Annotated in this window: 16 protein-coding genes; 14 read left to right on the top strand and 2 right to left on the bottom strand. The window is 73.5% G+C overall.

The window, feature by feature from the left end; translation table 11 throughout:
- Positions 1-40: 40 nt before the first annotated feature.
- The 8 genes from UQW22_RS00080 to UQW22_RS00045 all read left to right on the top strand — a co-directional run bounded on the left by UQW22_RS00080 (position 41) and on the right by UQW22_RS00045 (position 7153).
- A complete protein-coding gene (locus UQW22_RS00080; RefSeq protein ID WP_407318781.1) occupies positions 41-907 on the top strand; it encodes a PPK2 family polyphosphate kinase in 867 nt (288 codons plus the stop codon).
- Positions 908-982: 75 nt separating this feature from the next.
- On the top strand, positions 983-1465 hold the full coding sequence (locus UQW22_RS00075) for a VOC family protein (RefSeq protein WP_407318779.1): 483 nt from the start codon (positions 983-985) through the stop codon (positions 1463-1465).
- 53 nt (positions 1466-1518) lie between these two features.
- Complete coding sequence (locus tag UQW22_RS00070) at positions 1519-2337, top strand: exodeoxyribonuclease III (protein ID WP_407318777.1); 819 nt, start codon at positions 1519-1521, stop codon at positions 2335-2337.
- 170 nt (positions 2338-2507) lie between these two features.
- Entirely contained in the window at positions 2508-3746 is a 1239-nt protein-coding gene (locus UQW22_RS00065) for a Na/Pi symporter (RefSeq protein WP_407318776.1), read from the top strand.
- A gap of 26 nt (positions 3747-3772) precedes the next feature.
- Positions 3773-4045, top strand: a complete 273-nt coding sequence (locus UQW22_RS00060) for a hypothetical protein (RefSeq protein ID WP_407318774.1) — start codon at positions 3773-3775, stop codon at positions 4043-4045.
- A gap of 53 nt (positions 4046-4098) precedes the next feature.
- Positions 4099-5172 carry a secretion protein HlyD gene (locus UQW22_RS00055; RefSeq protein WP_407318773.1) on the top strand — a complete coding sequence of 358 codons (1074 nt, stop codon included), beginning with the start codon at positions 4099-4101 and terminating at the stop codon, positions 5170-5172.
- The gene (locus tag UQW22_RS00050; RefSeq protein WP_407318772.1) at positions 5169-5975 is read left to right on the top strand and encodes an ABC transporter ATP-binding protein; all 807 of its coding nucleotides are present in this window, start codon (positions 5169-5171) and stop codon (positions 5973-5975) included. The genes UQW22_RS00055 and UQW22_RS00050 overlap by 4 nt, the downstream gene beginning before the upstream one ends.
- Positions 5972-7153, top strand: coding sequence for an ABC transporter permease (locus tag UQW22_RS00045; RefSeq protein WP_407318770.1), 1182 nt, complete (start codon positions 5972-5974; stop codon positions 7151-7153). The genes UQW22_RS00050 and UQW22_RS00045 overlap by 4 nt, the downstream gene beginning before the upstream one ends.
- Before the next feature lie 51 nt (positions 7154-7204).
- On the opposite strand, the gene galK is transcribed toward UQW22_RS00045, so the two are convergent.
- Together galK and UQW22_RS00035 are read right to left on the bottom strand one after the other, a co-directional pair.
- Positions 7205-8443: a galactokinase gene (gene galK, locus UQW22_RS00040; protein ID WP_407318768.1), complete on the bottom strand. Its 1239-nt coding sequence runs from the start codon at positions 8441-8443 to the stop codon at positions 7205-7207.
- A 251-nt stretch (positions 8444-8694) separates the two neighbouring features.
- Positions 8695-9858, bottom strand: a complete 1164-nt coding sequence (locus tag UQW22_RS00035; protein WP_407318767.1) for a P-loop NTPase — start codon at positions 9856-9858, stop codon at positions 8695-8697.
- Positions 9859-9960: 102 nt separating this feature from the next.
- On the opposite strand from UQW22_RS00035, the gene UQW22_RS00030 reads away from it, so the two are divergent.
- The 6 genes from UQW22_RS00030 (at position 9961) to UQW22_RS00005 (ending at position 18216) form a co-directional block, all read left to right on the top strand.
- Complete coding sequence (locus UQW22_RS00030; protein WP_407318766.1) at positions 9961-10692, top strand: GntR family transcriptional regulator; 732 nt, start codon at positions 9961-9963, stop codon at positions 10690-10692.
- Positions 10689-11882 (top strand): anhydro-N-acetylmuramic acid kinase, encoded by a 1194-nt coding sequence (locus UQW22_RS00025; protein WP_407318765.1) that lies wholly within the window; start codon positions 10689-10691, stop codon positions 11880-11882. The genes UQW22_RS00030 and UQW22_RS00025 overlap by 4 nt, the downstream gene beginning before the upstream one ends.
- A gap of 68 nt (positions 11883-11950) precedes the next feature.
- Complete coding sequence (locus UQW22_RS00020; protein ID WP_407318763.1) at positions 11951-13450, top strand: sodium:solute symporter; 1500 nt, start codon at positions 11951-11953, stop codon at positions 13448-13450.
- Positions 13451-13496: 46 nt separating this feature from the next.
- Positions 13497-14423 carry an N-acetylmuramic acid 6-phosphate etherase gene (murQ, locus tag UQW22_RS00015; protein WP_407318761.1) on the top strand — a complete coding sequence of 309 codons (927 nt, stop codon included), beginning with the start codon at positions 13497-13499 and terminating at the stop codon, positions 14421-14423.
- Entirely contained in the window at positions 14420-15361 is a 942-nt protein-coding gene (locus UQW22_RS00010) for a BadF/BadG/BcrA/BcrD ATPase family protein (RefSeq protein ID WP_407318759.1), read from the top strand. The genes murQ and UQW22_RS00010 overlap by 4 nt, the downstream gene beginning before the upstream one ends.
- Positions 15352-18216: an FAD-binding and (Fe-S)-binding domain-containing protein gene (locus UQW22_RS00005; protein WP_407318758.1), complete on the top strand. Its 2865-nt coding sequence runs from the start codon at positions 15352-15354 to the stop codon at positions 18214-18216. The genes UQW22_RS00010 and UQW22_RS00005 overlap by 10 nt, the downstream gene beginning before the upstream one ends.
- Positions 18217-18270: the final 54 nt, after the last annotated feature.

Here is an 18270-nt window from a genome sequence, read left to right as displayed (position 1 = left end):
ACGGCCGACGCCGCCGCCCCGACCTTGCGATGATGACGGGATGACCGTGACACGCGAGGACCGCTGGACCGCTGACCCCGGCGAGCTGCTCCGGGTCGGGCAGGGCTTCCGCCTGGCCGACGTCGACCCGGACACCACCCCGGGCTACGAGGGGCGCAAGAAGCACGGCCGGTCCGACCTGCGCGCCGGGGCCGAGGAGCTGGCAGCCCTGCAGGAGCGCCTCTACGCCCAGAGCACCGTGGACCCGTCGACACCGGCCGTGCTGCTCGTGCTGCAGGCGATGGACTCCGCGGGCAAGGGCGGGATCGTCCGCCACGTCATCGGGGCCACGGACCCGCAGGGCATCCGGCTCAAGGCGTTCAAGAAGCCGATCGCCGAGGAGCTCGCGCACGACTTCCTGTGGCGGGTGGAGAAGGAGGTCCCCGAGGCAGGCTTCATCGGGGTGTTCGACCGCTCGCACTACGAGGACGTCCTCATCGGCGCCGTGCGCGAGCTCGCACCTCCGGGGGAGATCGAGAGGCGTTTCGGCGCGATCAACGACTTCGAGAAGCGGTTGAGCGAATCCGGGACGAGGGTCGTCAAGGTGATGCTCCACATCTCGTCCGAGGAGCAGAAGGCGCGTCTCATGGAGCGCCTCGAGCGGCCGGACAAGCACTGGAAGTACAACCCGGGCGACGTCGACGAGCGGCTGCTCTGGCCGCGCTACATGGAAGCGTTCCAGACGGTCCTGGACCGGACGTCGAGCGACCACGCACCGTGGCACGTGGTGCCGGCGAACGCGAAGTGGTACGCGCGGCTCGCTGTCCAGGCGCTGCTCGTGACCGCCCTGGAGGACATCGACCCCCGGTGGCCCGCCGTGACCACCTATGACGTGGCGGCCGAGAAGCGGCGGCTCGCGGCGACCTGAGCACCGATGAGTACGGCGGACCGCCGCCGTCGTACCTCCTGAGGCCCCGACCCGCGGGGCCCAGGAGGGAGCGACATGGTCACCGTGAGACCGCACCTGTGGTTCGCCGACGACAACGCCCACGAGGCCGCCGACTTCTACGCCGAGCACGTCCCCGACTCACGCGTCGGCAAGGTCCTCAGAGCGCCCGAGGGCGTCCCCGGCGCCACGGCGCGTGAGCCGTTCATCGTCGAGTTCACCGTCTGCGGCATCGACGTCGTCGGCCTCAACGCCGGGCCGGACCTCCGGCTCGACGAGGCCTTCAGCTTCTACCTGCTCTGCGACGGCCAGGACGAGGTCGACCACTACTGGGACCTGTTCACGGCTGACGGCGGCAAGCCGGGCCCGTGCGGGTGGTGCACCGACCGCTTCGGCGTGAGCTGGCAGGTCATCCCGCGCCAGCTCGAGGAGCTGTGCGGCGACTACTCGACCGCGGCGAACCTGCGGGCGATGCACGCGATGCTGAAGATGTCCAAGATCGACGTGCCCACGCTGGAGGCCGCGTACGCGGGCAGGTGACGTCCCGGCAGGGTGACGTGCGCCGCTGACGTCTGTCAGGGGCGTGTGGTGGTATGGCCCGCGTGCTGACCATCGCCACCGCCAACGTCAACGGGATCCGCGCCGCCTTCCGCCGCGGCATGCACGACTGGATCGCCCGCTGCTCGCCGGACGTCCTGCTGCTGCAGGAGGTCCGGGCCCCCGACGCACTCGTGCGCGACTACCTGGAGGGCTGGCACGTCGCGCACCTGCCGTCCGAGCTCAAGGGACGGGCGGGCGTCGCGGTCGCGTCGCGCCTGCCGCTCACCGCGCTGCGCGGCGGGCTCGCCCTGCCCGACGGCGGCACCGAACCCGACGTGGACACCGGTCGCTGGCTGGAGGCGGACCTGACCCTGCCCGACGGCGGGTCCCTCACGGTCGTGTCCGCCTACCTGCACTCGGCCTCGAGCGCCCCCGGCCAGGAACACACCCTGGTGGCCAAGTACGCCCACCTGGACCGGGTGTCCGCACGGCTGGCCGAGCTGGCGGTGGGCGACGTGCCGGCCCTCGTCGCGGGCGACCTGAACATCGCGCACCGCGAGGTCGACATCGCGAACTTCAAGGGCAACCGCAAGAGCGCCGGGTTCCTGCCCGAGGAGCGTGCCTACGTCGACCGCTGGCTCGACGGCGGGTGGAGCGACCTCGGACGTGCCCACGGTGGCGACGGTCCGGGCCCGTACACGTGGTGGACCTGGCGCGGGCAGGCGTACACCAACGACCGGGGCTGGCGCATCGACTACCAGCTCGCGAACGAGGCGCTCGCGGGCCGGGCGGTGAAGGTCGAGGTGGACCGGGCGCCGTCGTACGAGGAGCGGTGGAGCGACCACGCCGCGGTGGTCGCCACGTACGCCTGAGCGGCGGTGCGCAGGTGTGAGGTGAACGTGTGATGCACGAGACCGTGCGTGTTCATCTTCTGTTCACCTGAGGTCCGTGATGACGTCATCCGGCCCTGGTTGTCTCGGAGGAGCAATGACGAGTGGTGGCCGCCGTCGGGGCGGTCACCTCCATCTTCACGGGAGACTCCATGACCGACGTCCTGCCGCAGGCGTCCGTGACCTCCGCCGCACCGGCCGGTACCACCGACCGCGAGGTGCGGCTGGTCAGCCCGTTCGAACGCCTGGGACTGTCGGGCCGTGCGCTGCGCACCGCGAACTGGCTCGGCGTCGTCGTCGGCGTCTACGTCCTCATCACCGCCGTCGAGCTCATCGGCTCCGGTTTCAAGGTGGCCACGGGGGACACCGCCGAGTCGTTGTTCGCCTTCGCGTCGAACCCGTTCGTCGCGCTCATGGTGGGTGTGCTGTTCACCGCGGCCACGCAGTCCAGCTCGACGACCACCTCCGTCACCGTCGGGCTGGTCGCGGGCGGCCTGCCCATGAGCATCGCGATCCCGATGCTCATGGGCGCGAACGTCGGCACCACGCTGACCAACACGCTCGTGAGCCTCGGCATGGCCCGCGACAAGGAGAGCTTCCGGCGGGCGTTCTCCGCGGCGACGGTGCACGACTTCTACAACCTCATCGCCGTGGCGATCTTCCTGCCGCTCGAGCTGGCGACCGGGTTCCTCGAGAAGTCGTCGGCCTGGCTCGCGGACGCGACCTCCGGTTCCGACGGCGGGTTCGTCGCCACCGTGTTCTCGGGGCTCGGCACCGCCGTGGACGCGGTGACCCAGCCCCTGGCGGACGCGATCGCCTGGTCGACGTCGTTCCTGCCCGGCGCCTGGCACGGCGTCGCGATGATCGTCCTCGGGATCGCGCTGATCCTCCTGGTCATCAACTGGCTCGGCCGCCTGCTCAAGGTCCTCATGGTGGGACGGGCCGCCGAGGTCCTGCACTCCTCCGTGGGACGGGGGCCGCTCACCGGCATCGCCAGCGGTGCCGCGATGACCGTCATGGTGCAGTCCTCCTCGACCACGACCAGCCTGATGATCCCGCTCGCGGGATCGGGGACCTTCAGTCTCAAGCAGATCTACCCGTTCACCGTCGGTGCGAACATCGGCACCACCATCACGGCACTGATCGCCGCCTTCGCCTTCACCGGGGCAGAGGGCACCCTGGCCCTGCAGGCGGCGTTCGTGCACGTGCTGTTCAACGTGTTCGCGGCGCTCGTCGTCTTCGGTCTGCCCCTCCTGCGCCAGCTCCCGCTGCGTGGCGCGACCTGGCTCGGTAATGTCGCCGCCACCAACAAGCTGTGGGCCGCGGCCTGGGTGCTGGGCGTGTTCGTCGGGATCCCGCTGGCACTCATCGGCGTCACCGCCGTGCTGTGAGCCCGCACGGATGGGGAGGGAACCCCATGACGAGCGGGAAGCCGGAGGACGCGGCCGCCGTCGAGCGCGAGCTCGAGCGGATCGTCAGCGAGGCGGAGGCCAAGCTCGCCGAGGTGCGGCGCGAGCTCGCCGAGCGGCGTCGTCAGGACGCGCAGCACGCCGAGATCGACCGCCTCGAGGAGCACCTCGCCAACGCCACCGTGCGGTGGGAAGAGGTGCGCTCCTTCTTCGACGACGTGCTCGCCCAGCTGCGACGCGGCGACGCCCGCGAGGACCCGTCGGGCGAAGTGTCCGAATGATCCGGTGAGGCGCTAGGCTCCGTCCTCGACAACGCATCGTCGCGAGGAGCATCGTGGGTATCACCCGCCAGTACGTCTTTCCTGCTCTGCGGATCATCGTCTGGGCCGTCATCGCCGCCGCCCTGGTCAAGATCGCCTTCACCGGTGCCGAGCTCGACCCGCCCGACGCCCTGCAGCCCACGGGCGAGGCCGCCGAGTCGGTCATCGAGGTGAGCTCCGGGACCGTGACCAACGCCGTCACCGTCCCGGCCTCCGTCGTGGCCGACGCCGCCGTCCCGGTGCGCTCGACGGGGGTCGGCAAGGTCTCCGAGATCATGGTCGACGGCGGGCGCGTGGCCAAGGGCGACGAGATCCTGCAGGTCCGCCTCGAGGAGCCGCGCGACCCCGTGGTCACCGTGGACCCGGAGACCGGCGAGGAGACCGTCGAGGAGCAGTGGCCCAAGGTCACGATCACGACCGTCGAGGCGCCGCGGGCCGGGACCCTGGACCTCACCGTGCTGAAGGACCAGGAGGTGTCCGTCGGCGAGGAGATCGGCACGGTCTCGCCCGGCACGCTGTCCGCGCAGGGCACGCTCACCGCCGAGCAGCAGTACCGGCTGATCGGCGCGTCGGACGACGCCCAGGTCACGCTCAAGGGCGGCCCCGCGCCGTTCACCTGCAAGAAGGTGACGGTCGGGGCGGACGCCGGCTCCGGCGGCGCCGCCGAGACGGACGCGGACGCGGGCGCCGCCACGGGTACCGTGACGTGCCGCATCCCGAAGAAGGTCACGGCCTTCGCCGGTCAGGGCGCCGAGATCGTCATCACGAACGGCGACGCGCAGGACGTCGTCGTGGTCCCGATCAGCGCCGTGCTCGGCACCACCCAGTCCGGCAAGGTGTGGTTGGTCGACGACGCCGAGGACGGCGAGCCGCGGGAGCAGGAGGTGACCCTCGGACTGACCGACGGCGTCCAGGTCGAGGTCTCCGAAGGACTGGCCGTCGGCGACCAGATCCTCGAGTTCACGCCCGTCGACGACTCCACCGAGGGCGGTGCGGTCGACTGCGACGACATGGCGGCCTACGACGAGGCGACGATGTCGGGCGACACGGCGACCACGACGGCGTTCGAGGAGACGTGCTTCGGATGACGCGTGCGCTCGTAGACCTGCGCGGCGTCACCCGCGACATCGTGCTGCCGGACGGACGGGTGCTGCCGATCCTGCGGGGCCTGGACCTGAGCGTCGACGCGGGCGAGCACGTCGCGGTGGTCGGACGATCGGGCACGGGCAAGTCGACCCTGCTGAACATCCTCGGGCTGCTCGACGCCCCCACGGCGGGCGAGTACCTGCTGGACGGCGCGCCGGTGGAGCAGCTCGGTCAGCGCGCCCGTGCCCGTCGCCGGGGGGACGACTTCGGCTTCGTGTTCCAGCAGTTCAACCTCCTGGCGGGCCGCACGGCGCTCGCGAACGTCGCCGCGCCCCTGCTGTACGCGCAGGGCAAGGACTTCTGGACACGCCGTCGTCGAGCGGCCCGCATGCTGGAGAAGGTCGGGCTCGGCGACCGCTGGGAGACGATGCCGGACAAGCTCTCCGGTGGTGAGCAGCAGCGGGTCGCGATCGCCCGGGCGCTCGTCCGGACCCCGCGCGTCATCCTGGCCGACGAGCCGACCGGCGCCCTCGACGTCGACACCGGCCGGGCGGTGATGAGCCTCCTGGAGGAGGCGGCGACGTCGACCGGCGCGGCGCTGGTCACGATCACGCACGACCTGGCGATCGCCGCCCGCGCGGACCGGCAGTTCCGGCTCGACGCCGGCGTGCTCGCCCCGATCGTCCTGGAGCCGGCCGCCGTCGTCGAGCATCCCCTGGGCGTCCCCGTCCCCGTCCCCGACGCCGCCGCGCCGTCCGCGGCCCGCCCGGCCGCCACTGGGGACACGACGGAGGCGGTCGCATGACGGGGTTCGTGGGGGCGATCGTCGAGGCGTGGGACGAGCTGCGGATCCACAAGGTCCGCGTGCTGCTCGCACTGGTCGGCGTGGCCGTGGCCGTCACCGCGATCACCGCGGTGACGGCGGCGGTGACGATGCTCAGCCAGGGGATGGCCGAGCAGAACGAACGCTGGAACGGTCGCGACACGACGCTGACCGCGTGGTCGACGGGGATGTCGGGCGGGTTGCAGGACGCCGCCGAGGTCGACGCCGCCGTCGACGCCGTCGCCGAGCGCTACGACATCAGCTACCACACGGTGGAGTCCTGGGCCCAGCTCTCCGTCCACGGGGCGACGGGGTACGGTCCGGAGATCGTCGTGGTGGACCCGGACTACGGGACGATCCTGCGCCGGCAGGTCGAGGACGGTCGCTGGTTCACCGAGCACGACCCGGAGCGGCTGGCACCGGTGCTCGTCGTGAATCAGGCGTTCCTCGACAGCTACGCCGGTGGCGCGGACGTCGCGTCGCGGCCCACCGTGACGTTGCAGGGCGCCACCCCGGTGACGGCGTCCGTGATCGGCCGGCTACCGGTCGAGCACGCGCAGGAGGGGCCGCGTGCCTTCCTGCTGTTCGACCACGCGGCGCGCTGGTTCCCGGACGCGGTGACGGCGGACAGCTACCGCTTCTGGGTACCGCCGGAGTCGGCCGACGAGCTCGCGGCGGTGCTCGACCGCGACCTGGCCGCCGCGGGCGTGCCGGTCTCGGTGGAGCCACCGTTCGACGACGGCTTCGCGCTCGACAGCGCCGCCCGGTGGGTCGTCCTCGGGGTCGGCGGGTTCGCCCTGCTCCTCGGCGGCCTCGGTCTGCTCAACATCGCCCTGGTGACGGTGCGGTACCGGATCCGCGAGATCGGCATCCGCCGGTCGTTCGGCGCGACCGGCGGGCGGGTGTTCTTCGGCGTCATGATGGAGTCCGTCGTCGCGACCACGGTGGCCGGCGTCGTCGGGGTCGTCGTGGCGGTCGCGCTCGTCAAGTCGATCCCCGTCGAGGCGGTGTTCGGCGTCGCCCTCCAGGACAAGCCGCCGTTCCCGCTGAGCGCCGCCCTCACCGGCCTGGCGAGCGCCGTGGGCATCGGGGCGCTGGCAGGGCTGATCCCCGCCGTCTACGCCGTCCGGGTGCGCCCCATCGACGCGATCCGGTACTGACCGGCCCGGCCCGGTCGCCGGGCCGGGCCGGTGGGCGCCGGCCCGCCGCGGTCAGTGCGCGGGATCGGAGGGCGGCGCGAGGAGGAACCCCGGCGCCGCGAGCCCGGCCTCGTCGAACGCCGCCTGCACGGCCGCGGTGACGCCGTCGACGTCGCGCTCCCGCACCAGCGCGATGGCCGAGCCGCCGAACCCGCCACCGGTCATCCGCGCACCCAGGGCGCCTGCGCCCAGCGCCGCGTCCACCACGAGGTCGAGCTCACGGGCCGAGACCTCGTAGTCGTCGCGCAACGAGACGTGCGAAGCGTTCATCAGGGGACCGACGTCGCCCACGCGCCCGCCGCGCACCAGGTCCGCGAACTCACCGGTACGGGCGATCTCGGCCACGACGTGCCGGACGCGGCGGCGCAGCACGTCCCCGTCGCCGTCGCTCGAGAGCGCGACGAGCTTGTCGAGGGCGACGTCGAGCTCCTCCGGAGCGATCTCGCGCAGCGACGAGACGCCGAGGATCGCGGCCGCGCGCTCGCAGGTGGCACGGCGTTGCGCGTACTGCCCGTCGACGAGGGCGTGCTCGGCCCGGGTGTCCACGACGAGGAGGTTCAGGCCCGCGGCCGCGAGGTCGAACGGCACCCGGTCCGCGGACTCGAGCGCCGAGAGCCCCGGCCGGCAGTCCAGGAGGAGGGCGTGCCCGGCCGAGCAGCGCAGCGAGGCTGCCTGGTCCATGCCCCCCGTGGGGGCGCCGGCGATCTCGTTCTCCGCCCGGACGCAGGCTGCCACGAGCTCCGCACGGCCGGCGTCGTCGCAGGCCAGCCCGAGCGAGTGCACCGCGTCGAGAGCCACCGCGACGGCGCACTCCAGCGCCGCCGAGGAGGACAGCCCGGCGCCGAACGGGACGCAGGAGTCGACGACGGCGTCGAAGCCGGTGACCTCGTGGCCCGCCTCGCGCAGCGCCCACGCGACGCCGGCCACGTAGGCGCCCCAGCCCCGGGTGACGCCGGGGGTGACCTCGTCGAGCGACGTCTCCCACCGCTCGTCGGGGGCCTGGGCCGAGGCGAGACGGACCAGGCCGTCGGTCCGGGACCGCAGCGCGACGTAGGTGCGGTGGGGCAGCGCGACGGGCAGCGCCAGCCCGGCGTTGTAGTCCGTGTGCTCGCCGATGAGGTTCACGCGACCCGGGGCGGACCACACGCCGTCCGGGTCGCCGTCGTCCCCGAAGGCCTCGGCGAACAGGGTGCGGACGCGGGCGGCGCCGTCGTCGGCGGACCAGGAATCGAGCCACTGGGGAGACGTCATGGCCCCCAGTATGGCCGACCTGATCCGTGCCTCGACCACCCGTCCCGCCCACCGGCCCCAGGCGTTGCGGGTATGAGATCTACGGTGTCGTCTCGGTCCAGGGCGGCAGAATTCATACCCACAACGACGGGGCGGTCGGCCGTCGGGCGCTGCGCCTCCGGCTCAGCCGAGCTGTCGGTCGGCTGAGTCTGCGTCTTCGCGCCCGGCGAGTGCCTCGTCCCTCGGCCCGCACCGGGCGCTGCGCCTCCGGCTCAGCCGACGGGAGTGACGCCCAGCTGCCGCCCTGCCAGCCCGCGTTCGCGCCCGGCGAGGCGTCGGGCAACGTCGCGCAGCACCAGCGCACCGGGGGAGTCGGGGTCGGAGAGCACGACCGGGGTGCCGTCGTCGCCCCCCTCGCGGACGGAGACGTCGAGCGGCACCTGGCCGAGCAGCCCCACCTCGGTGCCGACGGTCTCGGTGAGACGCTCCGCGACCCGCGTCCCGCCGCCGGAGCCGAAGATCTCCAGCCGGGTCCCGTCGGGCTGGGCCAGCCACGACATGTTCTCCACGACGCCGACGACGCCCTGGGACGTCTGGGTGGCGATGGACCCGGCACGCTCGGCCACCTCGGCCGCGGCGACCTGGGGAGTCGTCACCACGAGGATCTCGCTGCCCGGCAGGAGCTGGGCCACGGAGATGGCGATGTCGCCGGTGCCGGGCGGCAGGTCGAGCAGCAGCACGTCCAGGTCGCCCCAGAACACGTCGGCCAGGAACTGCTCGAGAGCGCGGTGCAGCATCGGGCCCCGCCAGACGACCGGCTGACCGGCCGGCACGAACATGCCGATCGAGACCACCTTGACGCCTTGCGCGATCGGGGGCAGCAGCATGGAGTCGACGCGCGTCGGTTGCCTGTCGACGCCCAGCATGCGCGGGATCGAGAAGCCGTAGATGTCGGCGTCGAGCACGCCCACGTTGAGACCGTCGGCGGCCATCGCCGCGGCGAGGTTCGCCGTCACGGACGACTTGCCGACACCTCCCTTGCCGGAGGCGACGGCGAAGACCTTCGTCAGGGACCCGGCCTGGGCGAACGGGATGACCGGGTCGCCCGCACCGCCACGGAGCTGGGAGCGCAGCGACTTGCGCTGCTCGGGGGTCATGACGCCGAGGTCCACGTCGACGGTGCCGACCCCCTCGACCCGCGCGGTCGCGGCCGTCACGTCGCGCACCAGGGTCGACTTCATGGGGCACCCGGCGATCGTCAGGTCCACGCCCACCGTGACGTGCGCGCCGGAGCCGGGCTCCGCGACGCTCGCGGCGTCGACGGTGACCGACCGGATCATGTTCAGCTCGGTCAGGGGGCGGCGGATCTCGGGGTCGACGACGGCGGACAGCGCGTCCCGGACGCGTGCCTCGAGGTCGGGGGTGGGTGACGCCATGCTCCGATCCTACGGACCGTGCCGCGGGTGACGGGCCACCGCCGACGACAAATCTAGTCCAGTGGTCTTGATTTAGGCCGGGGTCTGTGACTCAATGTGCGGGTGACGAAGTACCACGCGGTCCGCGACCGGCTCCTCGACCGCCTCGACGCGATGGCCGCCGGCGAACAGCTCCCGCCCGAGCGGGACCTCGCCCAGAGCCTGGGCGTGTCCCGCATGACGCTGCGCCGGGCGATCGACGAGCTCGTGGTGCGCGGCGCCGTGCGGCGACGGCACGGCGCGGGGGTGTTCGCTCTCGGCCCCAAGCTCTCCCAGGGCCTCATGGCCAGCTCCTTCTCCGAGGACATGCGGACGCGCGGGCTGCGCCCCGGGGCGCGCACCCTGACGTTCGAGGTCGGTCCGGTCGGTGCCCGCATCGGCCGGCGGCTGAAGGTCTCGCCGTCCGACGACGTCGTCCAGATCACCCGGCTGCGGCTCGCCGACGACGAACCCATGGCCGTCGAGGAGCTGCACGTGCCGGCCGCGCTGGTGCCCGGCCTGGTCGCCGCCGACCTCGAGGACCGCTCCTTCTACGAGCTGCTCGGCGAGCGGTACGGCGTCTCGCTGGCGCGGGCCGTGCAGACCGCGGAGCCCACGGTCGTCGACGCCCAGGAGGCGCGCGACCTCGACGTCCCGGTGCACACGCCCGCGCTGCAGTTCGAGCGGACCTCGTGGGGCCGCGCGGGCGAGGTCATCGAGTTCGTCCGCTCCGTGTACCGGGGCGACCGCTACAAGATCCGCACCGAGCTCACGATCCCTGCTACCACGCCGGCAGCCGAGGAGGACGCCCGATGATCGTCGCCGGACTCATGGCCGGAACGTCGGCCGACGCCCTCGACGTCGCGCTCGTCGACCTGCGCCCCGACGCGTCCGCGCCAGAGGGAGCCGACGGCGGCCTCACGATGCGGCTGCTCGACGTCCGCGAGGTCGACTTCGACGAGGACCTCGCGATCGACATCCTGCGGCTGCTGGAGCCGCGCGACGTGCCGCTGTCCCTGGTGAGCAGCGTCGACGCACGGCTCGGCCAGGCGTGCGCCACCGCGGTCGCCGACGCCTGCGCGCGGGCGGGGACCGACGCGGACCTGGTGGTCATGCACGGCCAGACGGTGCGCCACGACGTCACCGGCGGGGTCGTCACCGGCACCTGGCAGCTCGGGCAGCCCGCGTGGGTCGCCGAACGGGTCGGGGTGCCGGTGGTGTCCGACGTCCGGGCGCGCGACGTCGCGGCGGGCGGCCAGGGCGCGCCGCTGGCGGGGATCCTGGACCACCTGCTCCTGGCCGGTGCCGACGAGCCGACGGCGGCGCTCAACCTGGGCGGCATCGCCAACGTCACCGTCGTCGCGCCCGGTCGCGACACCGTCGCCTTCGACACGGGCCCCGCGAACGCGCTGATCGACCTCATGGCACGCCGCATCAGCGGAGACCCGCGCGGGTTCGACCGCGACGGCGTCATGGCGGCGCAGGGAAGCACGGACCCCGTGCTGCTCGCCGCGCTGCTCGACGACCCGTACTACGCCCTGCCGGCGCCCAAGTCGACCGGCAAGGAGCTGTTCCACGCGACCTACCTGGACCGGTTCCTGGCGTCCCACCCGGAGGTCGGCGACCACGACGTCGTCGCCACCCTCACCACCCTGACCGCCTGCACCGTCGCCGACGCCTGCCGACGGCACGGCGTCCGCGCCGTCGTGGCCTCGGGCGGCGGGACCCGCAACCCGACGCTCATGGCCGCGCTGCGCCACGAGCTCGGCGGCACGGTCCCGGTGCGGACCACCGACGAGGCGTTCGGCCTGCCCGAGGGTGCCAAGGAGGCGTGCCTCATGGCGCTCGTCGGCTGGCTGACGTGGCACGGCCTGCCCGCCACGTTGCCGAGCGTCACCGGGGCGTCGCACGGCACCGTCGCCGGACGGATCAGCCCCGGCGCCACGCCGCTCCGGCTCCCCGCCCCCCTCGACCGCGGACCGGCGCACCTGCGCGTCGTCCGCTGACCCGAGACCGCGCACCACCCGCACGACCTACGACCATCGACCACGCATCCCGACGAAGGAGACACGGCATGCTGCAGACACTCGACCTGCTGGTGATCATCGCCTACCTCGGCGCCACGGCCTGGCTGGGCCTCAGGCTCAGCGGCAAGCAGAAGGGCCTGCAGGACTACTTCCTCGGCGGGCGCAACCTGCCGTGGTGGGCCGTCTGCCTGTCCGTCGTGGCGACGGAGACGAGCGCCCTGACGGTCATCGGCATCCCGGTGATGAGCTACCTGGGCGACATCTCCTACCTGCAGCTCGCGCTCGGCTACATCATCGGTCGCGTGATCGTGGCGTTCTTCATGCTGCCGCGGTACTACGACGGTGAGATGGTCACGGCCTACGCCTACCTGGGCAAGCGGTTCGGGCAGAGCACCCAGACGACGGCGGGCGTCACGTTCCTGTTCACGCGTCTGCTGGCCGACGGCATCCGCGTGCTGGCCGCGGCGATCCCGCTCAAGCTGATCCTCGACGGCATGGGCATCCAGGCCAACTACTTCACGATCATCGTGGTCCTCGCCGTCGTCACGATCCTGTACACGTTCATCGGGGGCATCAAGGCCGTGGTGTGGGTCGACGTGGCCCAGATGTTCCTCTACGTCCTCGGCGGCGTCCTGACGGTCGTCATCATCTCCGCCCAGACGGGCGGTGGCTGGTTCACCGAGGCGGCCGACGCCGGCAAGCTCACCATGTTCGTCTTCTCGGGGAACCCGATCTCGGACGCGTCGTCCTTCATCCCGTCGCTGGTCGGCGGTGCCGTCTTCGCGATGGCCTCGCACGGTGCCGACCAGCTCGTGGTGCAGCGCCTGCTCACCTGCCGGTCCAAGGTCGAGGCGCAGAAGGCGCTCATCTGGTCCGGCGTGATCGTGTTCTTCCAGTTCGCGGTGTTCCTGCTGGTCGGCCTCGCGCTGTGGGGCTACTACGAGGGCGCCGCGGCCGCCGACCTGGGCCTGGGCCGCGACGACGAGATCTTCCCGCTGTTCATCATCGAGGGGCTCCCGCAGGGAGTCTCCGGGCTGCTGCTGGCCGGCATCCTGGCCGCCGCGATGTCGACGCTCTCCTCGTCGCTGTCGGCTCTGTCCTCGTCCACCGTCACCGACGTCTACGGCCGCCTGAAGAAGACGCCGTTGACCGACGTCCAGGGCCTGCGGGCCGGCCGGTGGGCCACGATCGGCTGGGGCCTGGCCTTCATCGCGCCGGCCACCGTGTTCCAGTCGGACGAGGGCAACATCGTCATCCTCGCGCTGGGGGTCGCGGGCATCACCTACGGTGGCCTGCTCGGCGCGTTCGTGTTCGGCATCGTCAACAAGCGGGCGCGCACCCTCGACGCGAACGTCGCGTTCGTCGTCGCCGTCGCGGTCAACGCGTTCTTCTTCGTGCAGGAGAAGTACGTCACCGGCGAGGTCTGGGTCGCCTGGCAGTGGTACCCGCTGCTCGGCGTCATCGTCACCCTCGTCGTCGGCGGCCTGCTGTCGCTGCGCCACCCGGCCAAGGTCACCGAGCCCGCCGAGCCGGTGACCACCCGCTGAGGCCGGGCAGACCCGGCCCCACCCCGACCCGAGAGAGCAGGTAGACATGGACACGGACCGGCCCGACCCGCTGCCGCCGACGGAGGCGCGCAACCCGGCCACGCAGGGGATCGACGCGCTCGGCACGCTCGAGGTGCTGCGCCTGCTCCACGCCGAGGACCAGGTGGCCGTCGACGCCGTCACGGAGGTCCTGCCCGAGCTCGCCCCCGTCGTCGAGCTCGCGGCCGAGCGGTTCCGTCGGGGCGGGAACGTCCACTACTTCGGCGCCGGGACGTCGGGTCGGCTCGGCGTGCTGGACGCCAGCGAGCTGCTGCCGACGTTCAACCTCGAGCCGGGCCGCGTCGTCGGGCACGTCGCGGGCGGTACCGAGGCGCTCGTGCGGGCCGTCGAGAACGCGGAGGACTCGGTCGAGGACGGCCGGCGGGCCGCGGCCGGGCTGGGCCCGGACGACGTGGCGATCGGTCTCGCGGCGAGCGGGTCCACCCCGTACGTCGGGGGTGCCCTGGAGGCGGCTCGCGCGGCCGGGGCGGCCACGGTGCTTGTCTCCAGCAACCCGCGGGCCCCGCTGGCCCGGTTCGCAGAGACCAGCATCGCGCTGCGGACCGGTCCGGAGGCTGTGACCGGTTCCACCCGCCTGAAGGCCGGCACGGCCCAGAAGCTCGTCCTCAACGCCTTCTCCACGGCGCTGATGATCGCGGTGGGCCGCACGTGGCAGAACCTCATGGTGTCGGTGGTCGCCACCAACGCCAAGCTGCGCGAGCGCACGGTGCGGATCCTGTGCGAGGCGACCGGGCTCGACCGGGAGGCGGCGAGCGAGCTGCTCGGCAGGACCCGCGGCGACCTGAAGGCCGCCATCGTCGTCGCGCTGGGCGGTGTGTCCGTCGAACGGTCCCAGGAGCTGCTGGGCCGGCACGCCGGCACGGTCCGCGCGGCCCTCGACGCCGCGCGGACGGACGAGGGGCAGCGTCCGTGAGCGTCCTCGGGATCGACGTCGGCGGCAGCGGGAGCCGGGTCGCGCTGCGGCGGGACGACGACGGCACCCGGGACGAGCTCGCGGGACCCGGCGCGCAGGTGGGCGCCCGCGGCAGCAGCGTCGCCGAGGTGGTCCGCGCGCTGCTCCGGGACGCGGCCGCCCGGTGGCCGGGCGAGACGGCGACGTTGACCGGCGTGGGCATCGGTGCCACGGGCCTGACGTCCCTGGTCGAGGATCCCGGGTCCCTGGCCGGTGCGGTCACGCAGGAGGTGTCGGCTCCCGTCGCGGTCGCCGCCGACGCGGTGACGGCGCACCTCGGCGCCCTCGGCGGTGCCGGCGGTGCCGTCGTCGCCCTGGGTACCGGGGCGATCGCCGTCGGCCACGGCGGACCGGGGACCGGTGGCTGGCGTCGCGTGGACGGGTGGGGACACCTCCTCGGCGACCGGGGGAGCGGGGCGTGGATCGGGCGCCAGGGGCTCGAGGCCGCGCTGCGCACGGCGGACGGCGTCGACACGGACGGTGCGGCGCTCCTGGCGGCGGGACGGCGACGGTTCGGCGAGCCGGCGACCTGGCCCGGGCAGCTCTACACCCGGCCGGACCGGGCCGGTGTCCTCGCGGCCTTCGCCGCCGACGTCGCGCGGCTCTCGGCGGCCGGCGACCCGGCCTCGCTCGCGCTGCTCGCGACGGCCGGCGACGAGGCCGCCGTGAGCGTGCTCGCCGCGCTCGGCGACGACCTGCCGCCGCGGGTGGCGCTCACCGGCGGGATGGCGCAGGCGGGCGGGGCGCTCACCGCGGCCTTCGCGGACGGCGTGGCCGCGCGGCGCCCGGACGTCGAGGTCCGGCAGGCGCAGGGTGACCCGCTCGACGGGGCGCTGCACCTCGCCCGGCTCGCGGCCGAGGGGACCGTCGTCGCACAGGAGGACTTCGTATGGACCTGATCGAGGACCTGCGGGCGACGCTCGGCGCCGCCCAGGTGCACGACCGGGCGATCGACCGGCACGCCCGCGCGCACGACGCGTCGCACTACCTGCTGGTGCCCCAGGTGGCGGCGACCGCCGAGGACGCCGAGGCGGTCGCCCGCGCTCTCGGGGTCGCCGCCCGGCACGCCACACCGGTGACGTTCCGGTCCGGGGGGACGAGCCTGTCCGGCCAGGCGTCCGGCAGCGGGCTCCTGCTCGACACCCGGCGAGGGTTCCGGGGCATCGAGGTGCTCGACGACGGTGCGCGCGTCCGCGTCCAGCCCGGTGCGACGGTGCGGGCCGTCAACGCCCGGCTCGCCCCCTTCCGCCGGGCGCTCGGCCCCGACCCCGCCAGCGAGGCGGCGTGCACCGTCGGCGGCGTGATCGCGAACAACTCCTCGGGGATGGCCGCCGGGACGGAGCACAACAGCTACCGCACCCTGGAGTCGCTGACCGTCGTGCTGGCGTCGGGGACCGTGGTGGACACCGCCGCTCCGGACGCGGCGGACCGGCTGCGCGAGCAGGAGCCGGACCTCGTGCAGACGCTGGAGCGGTTGCGCGACGAGGTGCGCGCCGACCCGGTGACGGTCGCCGAGATCCGGGAGCGGTTCGCCCTGAAGAACACCATGGGCTACTCCCTGGACACGTTCTGCGACTTCACCGACCCCCTCGACCTGCTCGTCCACCTGCTCGTCGGCTCCGAGGGCACCCTCGGGTTCGTCGCCGAGGCCGTCTTCCGCACGGTCCCCGTGGAGCCGCACGCGGCGACCGGGCTGCTCGTCCTCGACTCGGTCGAACGGGCCGCGGCTGCGCTGCCCGCCCTCGTCGCCACCGGGGCCGCGGCCCTCGAGCTCATGGACGCCACCTCCCTGCGCGTCGCGCGCCGGGACCCCGGTGCACCGCCGGCGGTCCAGGGCTTCGCGATCGACCAGCACGCCGCCCTCCTGATCGAGTACCGCGCGGGGACGCAGGAGGCGCTCGACGAGCGCGTCGCCGCCGCGGCCGAGGTGCTCGCGACGCTCCCCGCCGTCGTCCCGCCCGACCTCACCCGCGTCCCCGCCGACCGGGCGGCGCTGTGGGCGGTCCGCAAGGGGCTCTACGCGACGGTCGCCGGAGCCCGGCCCCCGGGGACGACCGCCCTGCTGGAGGACGTCGTCGTCCCCGTGGAGCGGCTCGCCGACACCTGCCGGGAGCTGGGGGAGCTCCTCGCGACGCACGGGTACGTCGACCCGGTGATCTTCGGCCACGCCAAGGACGGCAACCTGCACTTCATGGTCACCGAGGACGTCGGTGACCCGGCGGACCCGGCGTCGACCCGACGGCTCGCGGAGTTCACCGAGGACCTCGTGGAGCTGGTGCTGCGGCACGGCGGCAACCTCAAGGCGGAGCACGGGACCGGGCGGGCGATGGCACCGTTCATCGAGCGCCAGTACTCGTCCGGCCTCGTCGCCGTCCTGCGCGAGGTCAAGCGGGCGTTCGACCCCGCGGGCATCCTCAACCCCGGCGTGGTGCTGACCGACGACCCGCGGGCGCACCTGACGGACCTCAAGCCGGTCGACCGGGTCGACGAGGAGGTCGACCGGTGCGTGGAGTGCGGCTACTGCGAGCCGGTCTGCCCGAGCCGCGACCTCACGCTGACGCCCCGGCAGCGCATCGTCGTCCGGCGTGCCCGGGCGCGGGCCGCGGCGGAGGGGGACGAAGCGTTGGTGGCCGAGCTCGACGAGCAGTACCGCTACGACGGCGTCGACACGTGCGCCGCCGACGGGATGTGTGCCACCGCGTGCCCGGTACGGATCGACACGGGTGCGCTGGTCAAGCGGCTGCGACGGGAGGATCGTGGCCGCGCCGGGCAGCGGGCCTGGCGGACGGCGGCCCGGCACTGGGACGCGGCCACCACGGTGGCGGGCACGGCGCTCGACGTGGTCTCCCGGCTCCCGGCGCCGGTGGTGCAGGCGCCCAACCGGGCGGCGCGGGCGGTGGCGGGCGCCGACGCCGTGCCCCTGTGGTCGCCGGACCTGCCCCGCGGCGGACACCGCCGCAGCGGGCACGACGGCGGCCGGGGGACCGCCGGGGTACCGGCCGCGGTGTTCCTGCCGAGCTGCCAGGGAGCGATGTTCGCCGCCGCGGCCTCCGATGACGGCGGTGCTCACGACGGCGGTGCCCAGGCATCGTTCGCGAGGCTGTGCGTCGAGGCGGGGGTGGGACTGGCCGTCCCCGACGGCCTCGACGGCCTGTGCTGCGGGACGCCGTGGTCCTCCAAGGGCTACGCGGACGGCCACGCCGTGATGTCCGACCGGGTGCTCACCGCCGTGGACGCCGCGCGGACCGCGGCGCGCGAGCAGGCCGGGACCGACGTCCCGGTGGTGGTGGACGCCTCCTCGTGCACCGAGGGCGTCGCGAGGATCATGGCCGACGCGCGAGAGGCCGGCGACCCCCGCGCGGCCGACGTGGTCGACGCGACGTCGTTCGTCGTCACCCACGTGCTGCCGCGGCTGCGGATCGACGACGCACGACGGATCGAGTCGATCGCCCTGCACCCCACCTGCTCCTCGACGAAGGCCGGGGGCGCCGGCGACCTGCACACCCTCGCCCGGGCGGTGGCACGTACCGTGCACGTGCCCGTCGACTGGGCCTGCTGCGGGTTCGCCGGGGACCGCGGCATGCTGCACCCGGAGCTCACGGCGTCGGCGACGGCGGCCGAGGCCGCCGAGGTCGGACGGCTCGGCGCGCTCGTGCACGCGTCGTCGAACCGTGCGTGCGAGATCGCGATGACCCGGGCGACCGGCCGGACCTACCGGCACGTCCTCGAGGTGGTCGCGCAGGTGGCGCTGTGACGAGTCGTGCCGCGCGAGCGGGCGGTGCCCGGTTCGAACGAGGAAGGGGAACGT

The sequence above is a fragment of the Isoptericola halotolerans genome (genome assembly GCF_045689585.1).
GTDB classification, from domain to species: Bacteria; Actinomycetota; Actinomycetes; order Actinomycetales; family Cellulomonadaceae; genus Isoptericola; species Isoptericola halotolerans_B.
The sequence above is the reverse complement of the archived record's forward strand: the minus strand, read 5'-3'. Positions and strand labels throughout refer to the sequence as shown.

Coding starts and splice junctions, on each gene's coding strand:
- UQW22_RS00080 (WP_407318781.1), top strand. CDS start 41: ATGACCGTGACACGCGAGGACCGCTGGACCGCTGACCCCGGCGAGCTG.
- UQW22_RS00075 (WP_407318779.1), top strand. CDS start 983: ATGGTCACCGTGAGACCGCACCTGTGGTTCGCCGACGACAACGCCCAC.
- UQW22_RS00070 (WP_407318777.1), top strand. CDS start 1,519: ATGGCCCGCGTGCTGACCATCGCCACCGCCAACGTCAACGGGATCCGC.
- UQW22_RS00065 (WP_407318776.1), top strand. CDS start 2,508: ATGACCGACGTCCTGCCGCAGGCGTCCGTGACCTCCGCCGCACCGGCC.
- UQW22_RS00060 (WP_407318774.1), top strand. CDS start 3,773: ATGACGAGCGGGAAGCCGGAGGACGCGGCCGCCGTCGAGCGCGAGCTC.
- UQW22_RS00050 (WP_407318772.1), top strand. CDS start 5,169: ATGACGCGTGCGCTCGTAGACCTGCGCGGCGTCACCCGCGACATCGTG.
- UQW22_RS00045 (WP_407318770.1), top strand. CDS start 5,972: ATGACGGGGTTCGTGGGGGCGATCGTCGAGGCGTGGGACGAGCTGCGG.
- galK (WP_407318768.1), bottom strand. CDS start 8,443: ATGACGTCTCCCCAGTGGCTCGATTCCTGGTCCGCCGACGACGGCGCC.
- UQW22_RS00035 (WP_407318767.1), bottom strand. CDS start 9,858: ATGGCGTCACCCACCCCCGACCTCGAGGCACGCGTCCGGGACGCGCTG.
- UQW22_RS00025 (WP_407318765.1), top strand. CDS start 10,689: ATGATCGTCGCCGGACTCATGGCCGGAACGTCGGCCGACGCCCTCGAC.
- UQW22_RS00020 (WP_407318763.1), top strand. CDS start 11,951: ATGCTGCAGACACTCGACCTGCTGGTGATCATCGCCTACCTCGGCGCC.
- murQ (WP_407318761.1), top strand. CDS start 13,497: ATGGACACGGACCGGCCCGACCCGCTGCCGCCGACGGAGGCGCGCAAC.
- UQW22_RS00005 (WP_407318758.1), top strand. CDS start 15,352: ATGGACCTGATCGAGGACCTGCGGGCGACGCTCGGCGCCGCCCAGGTG.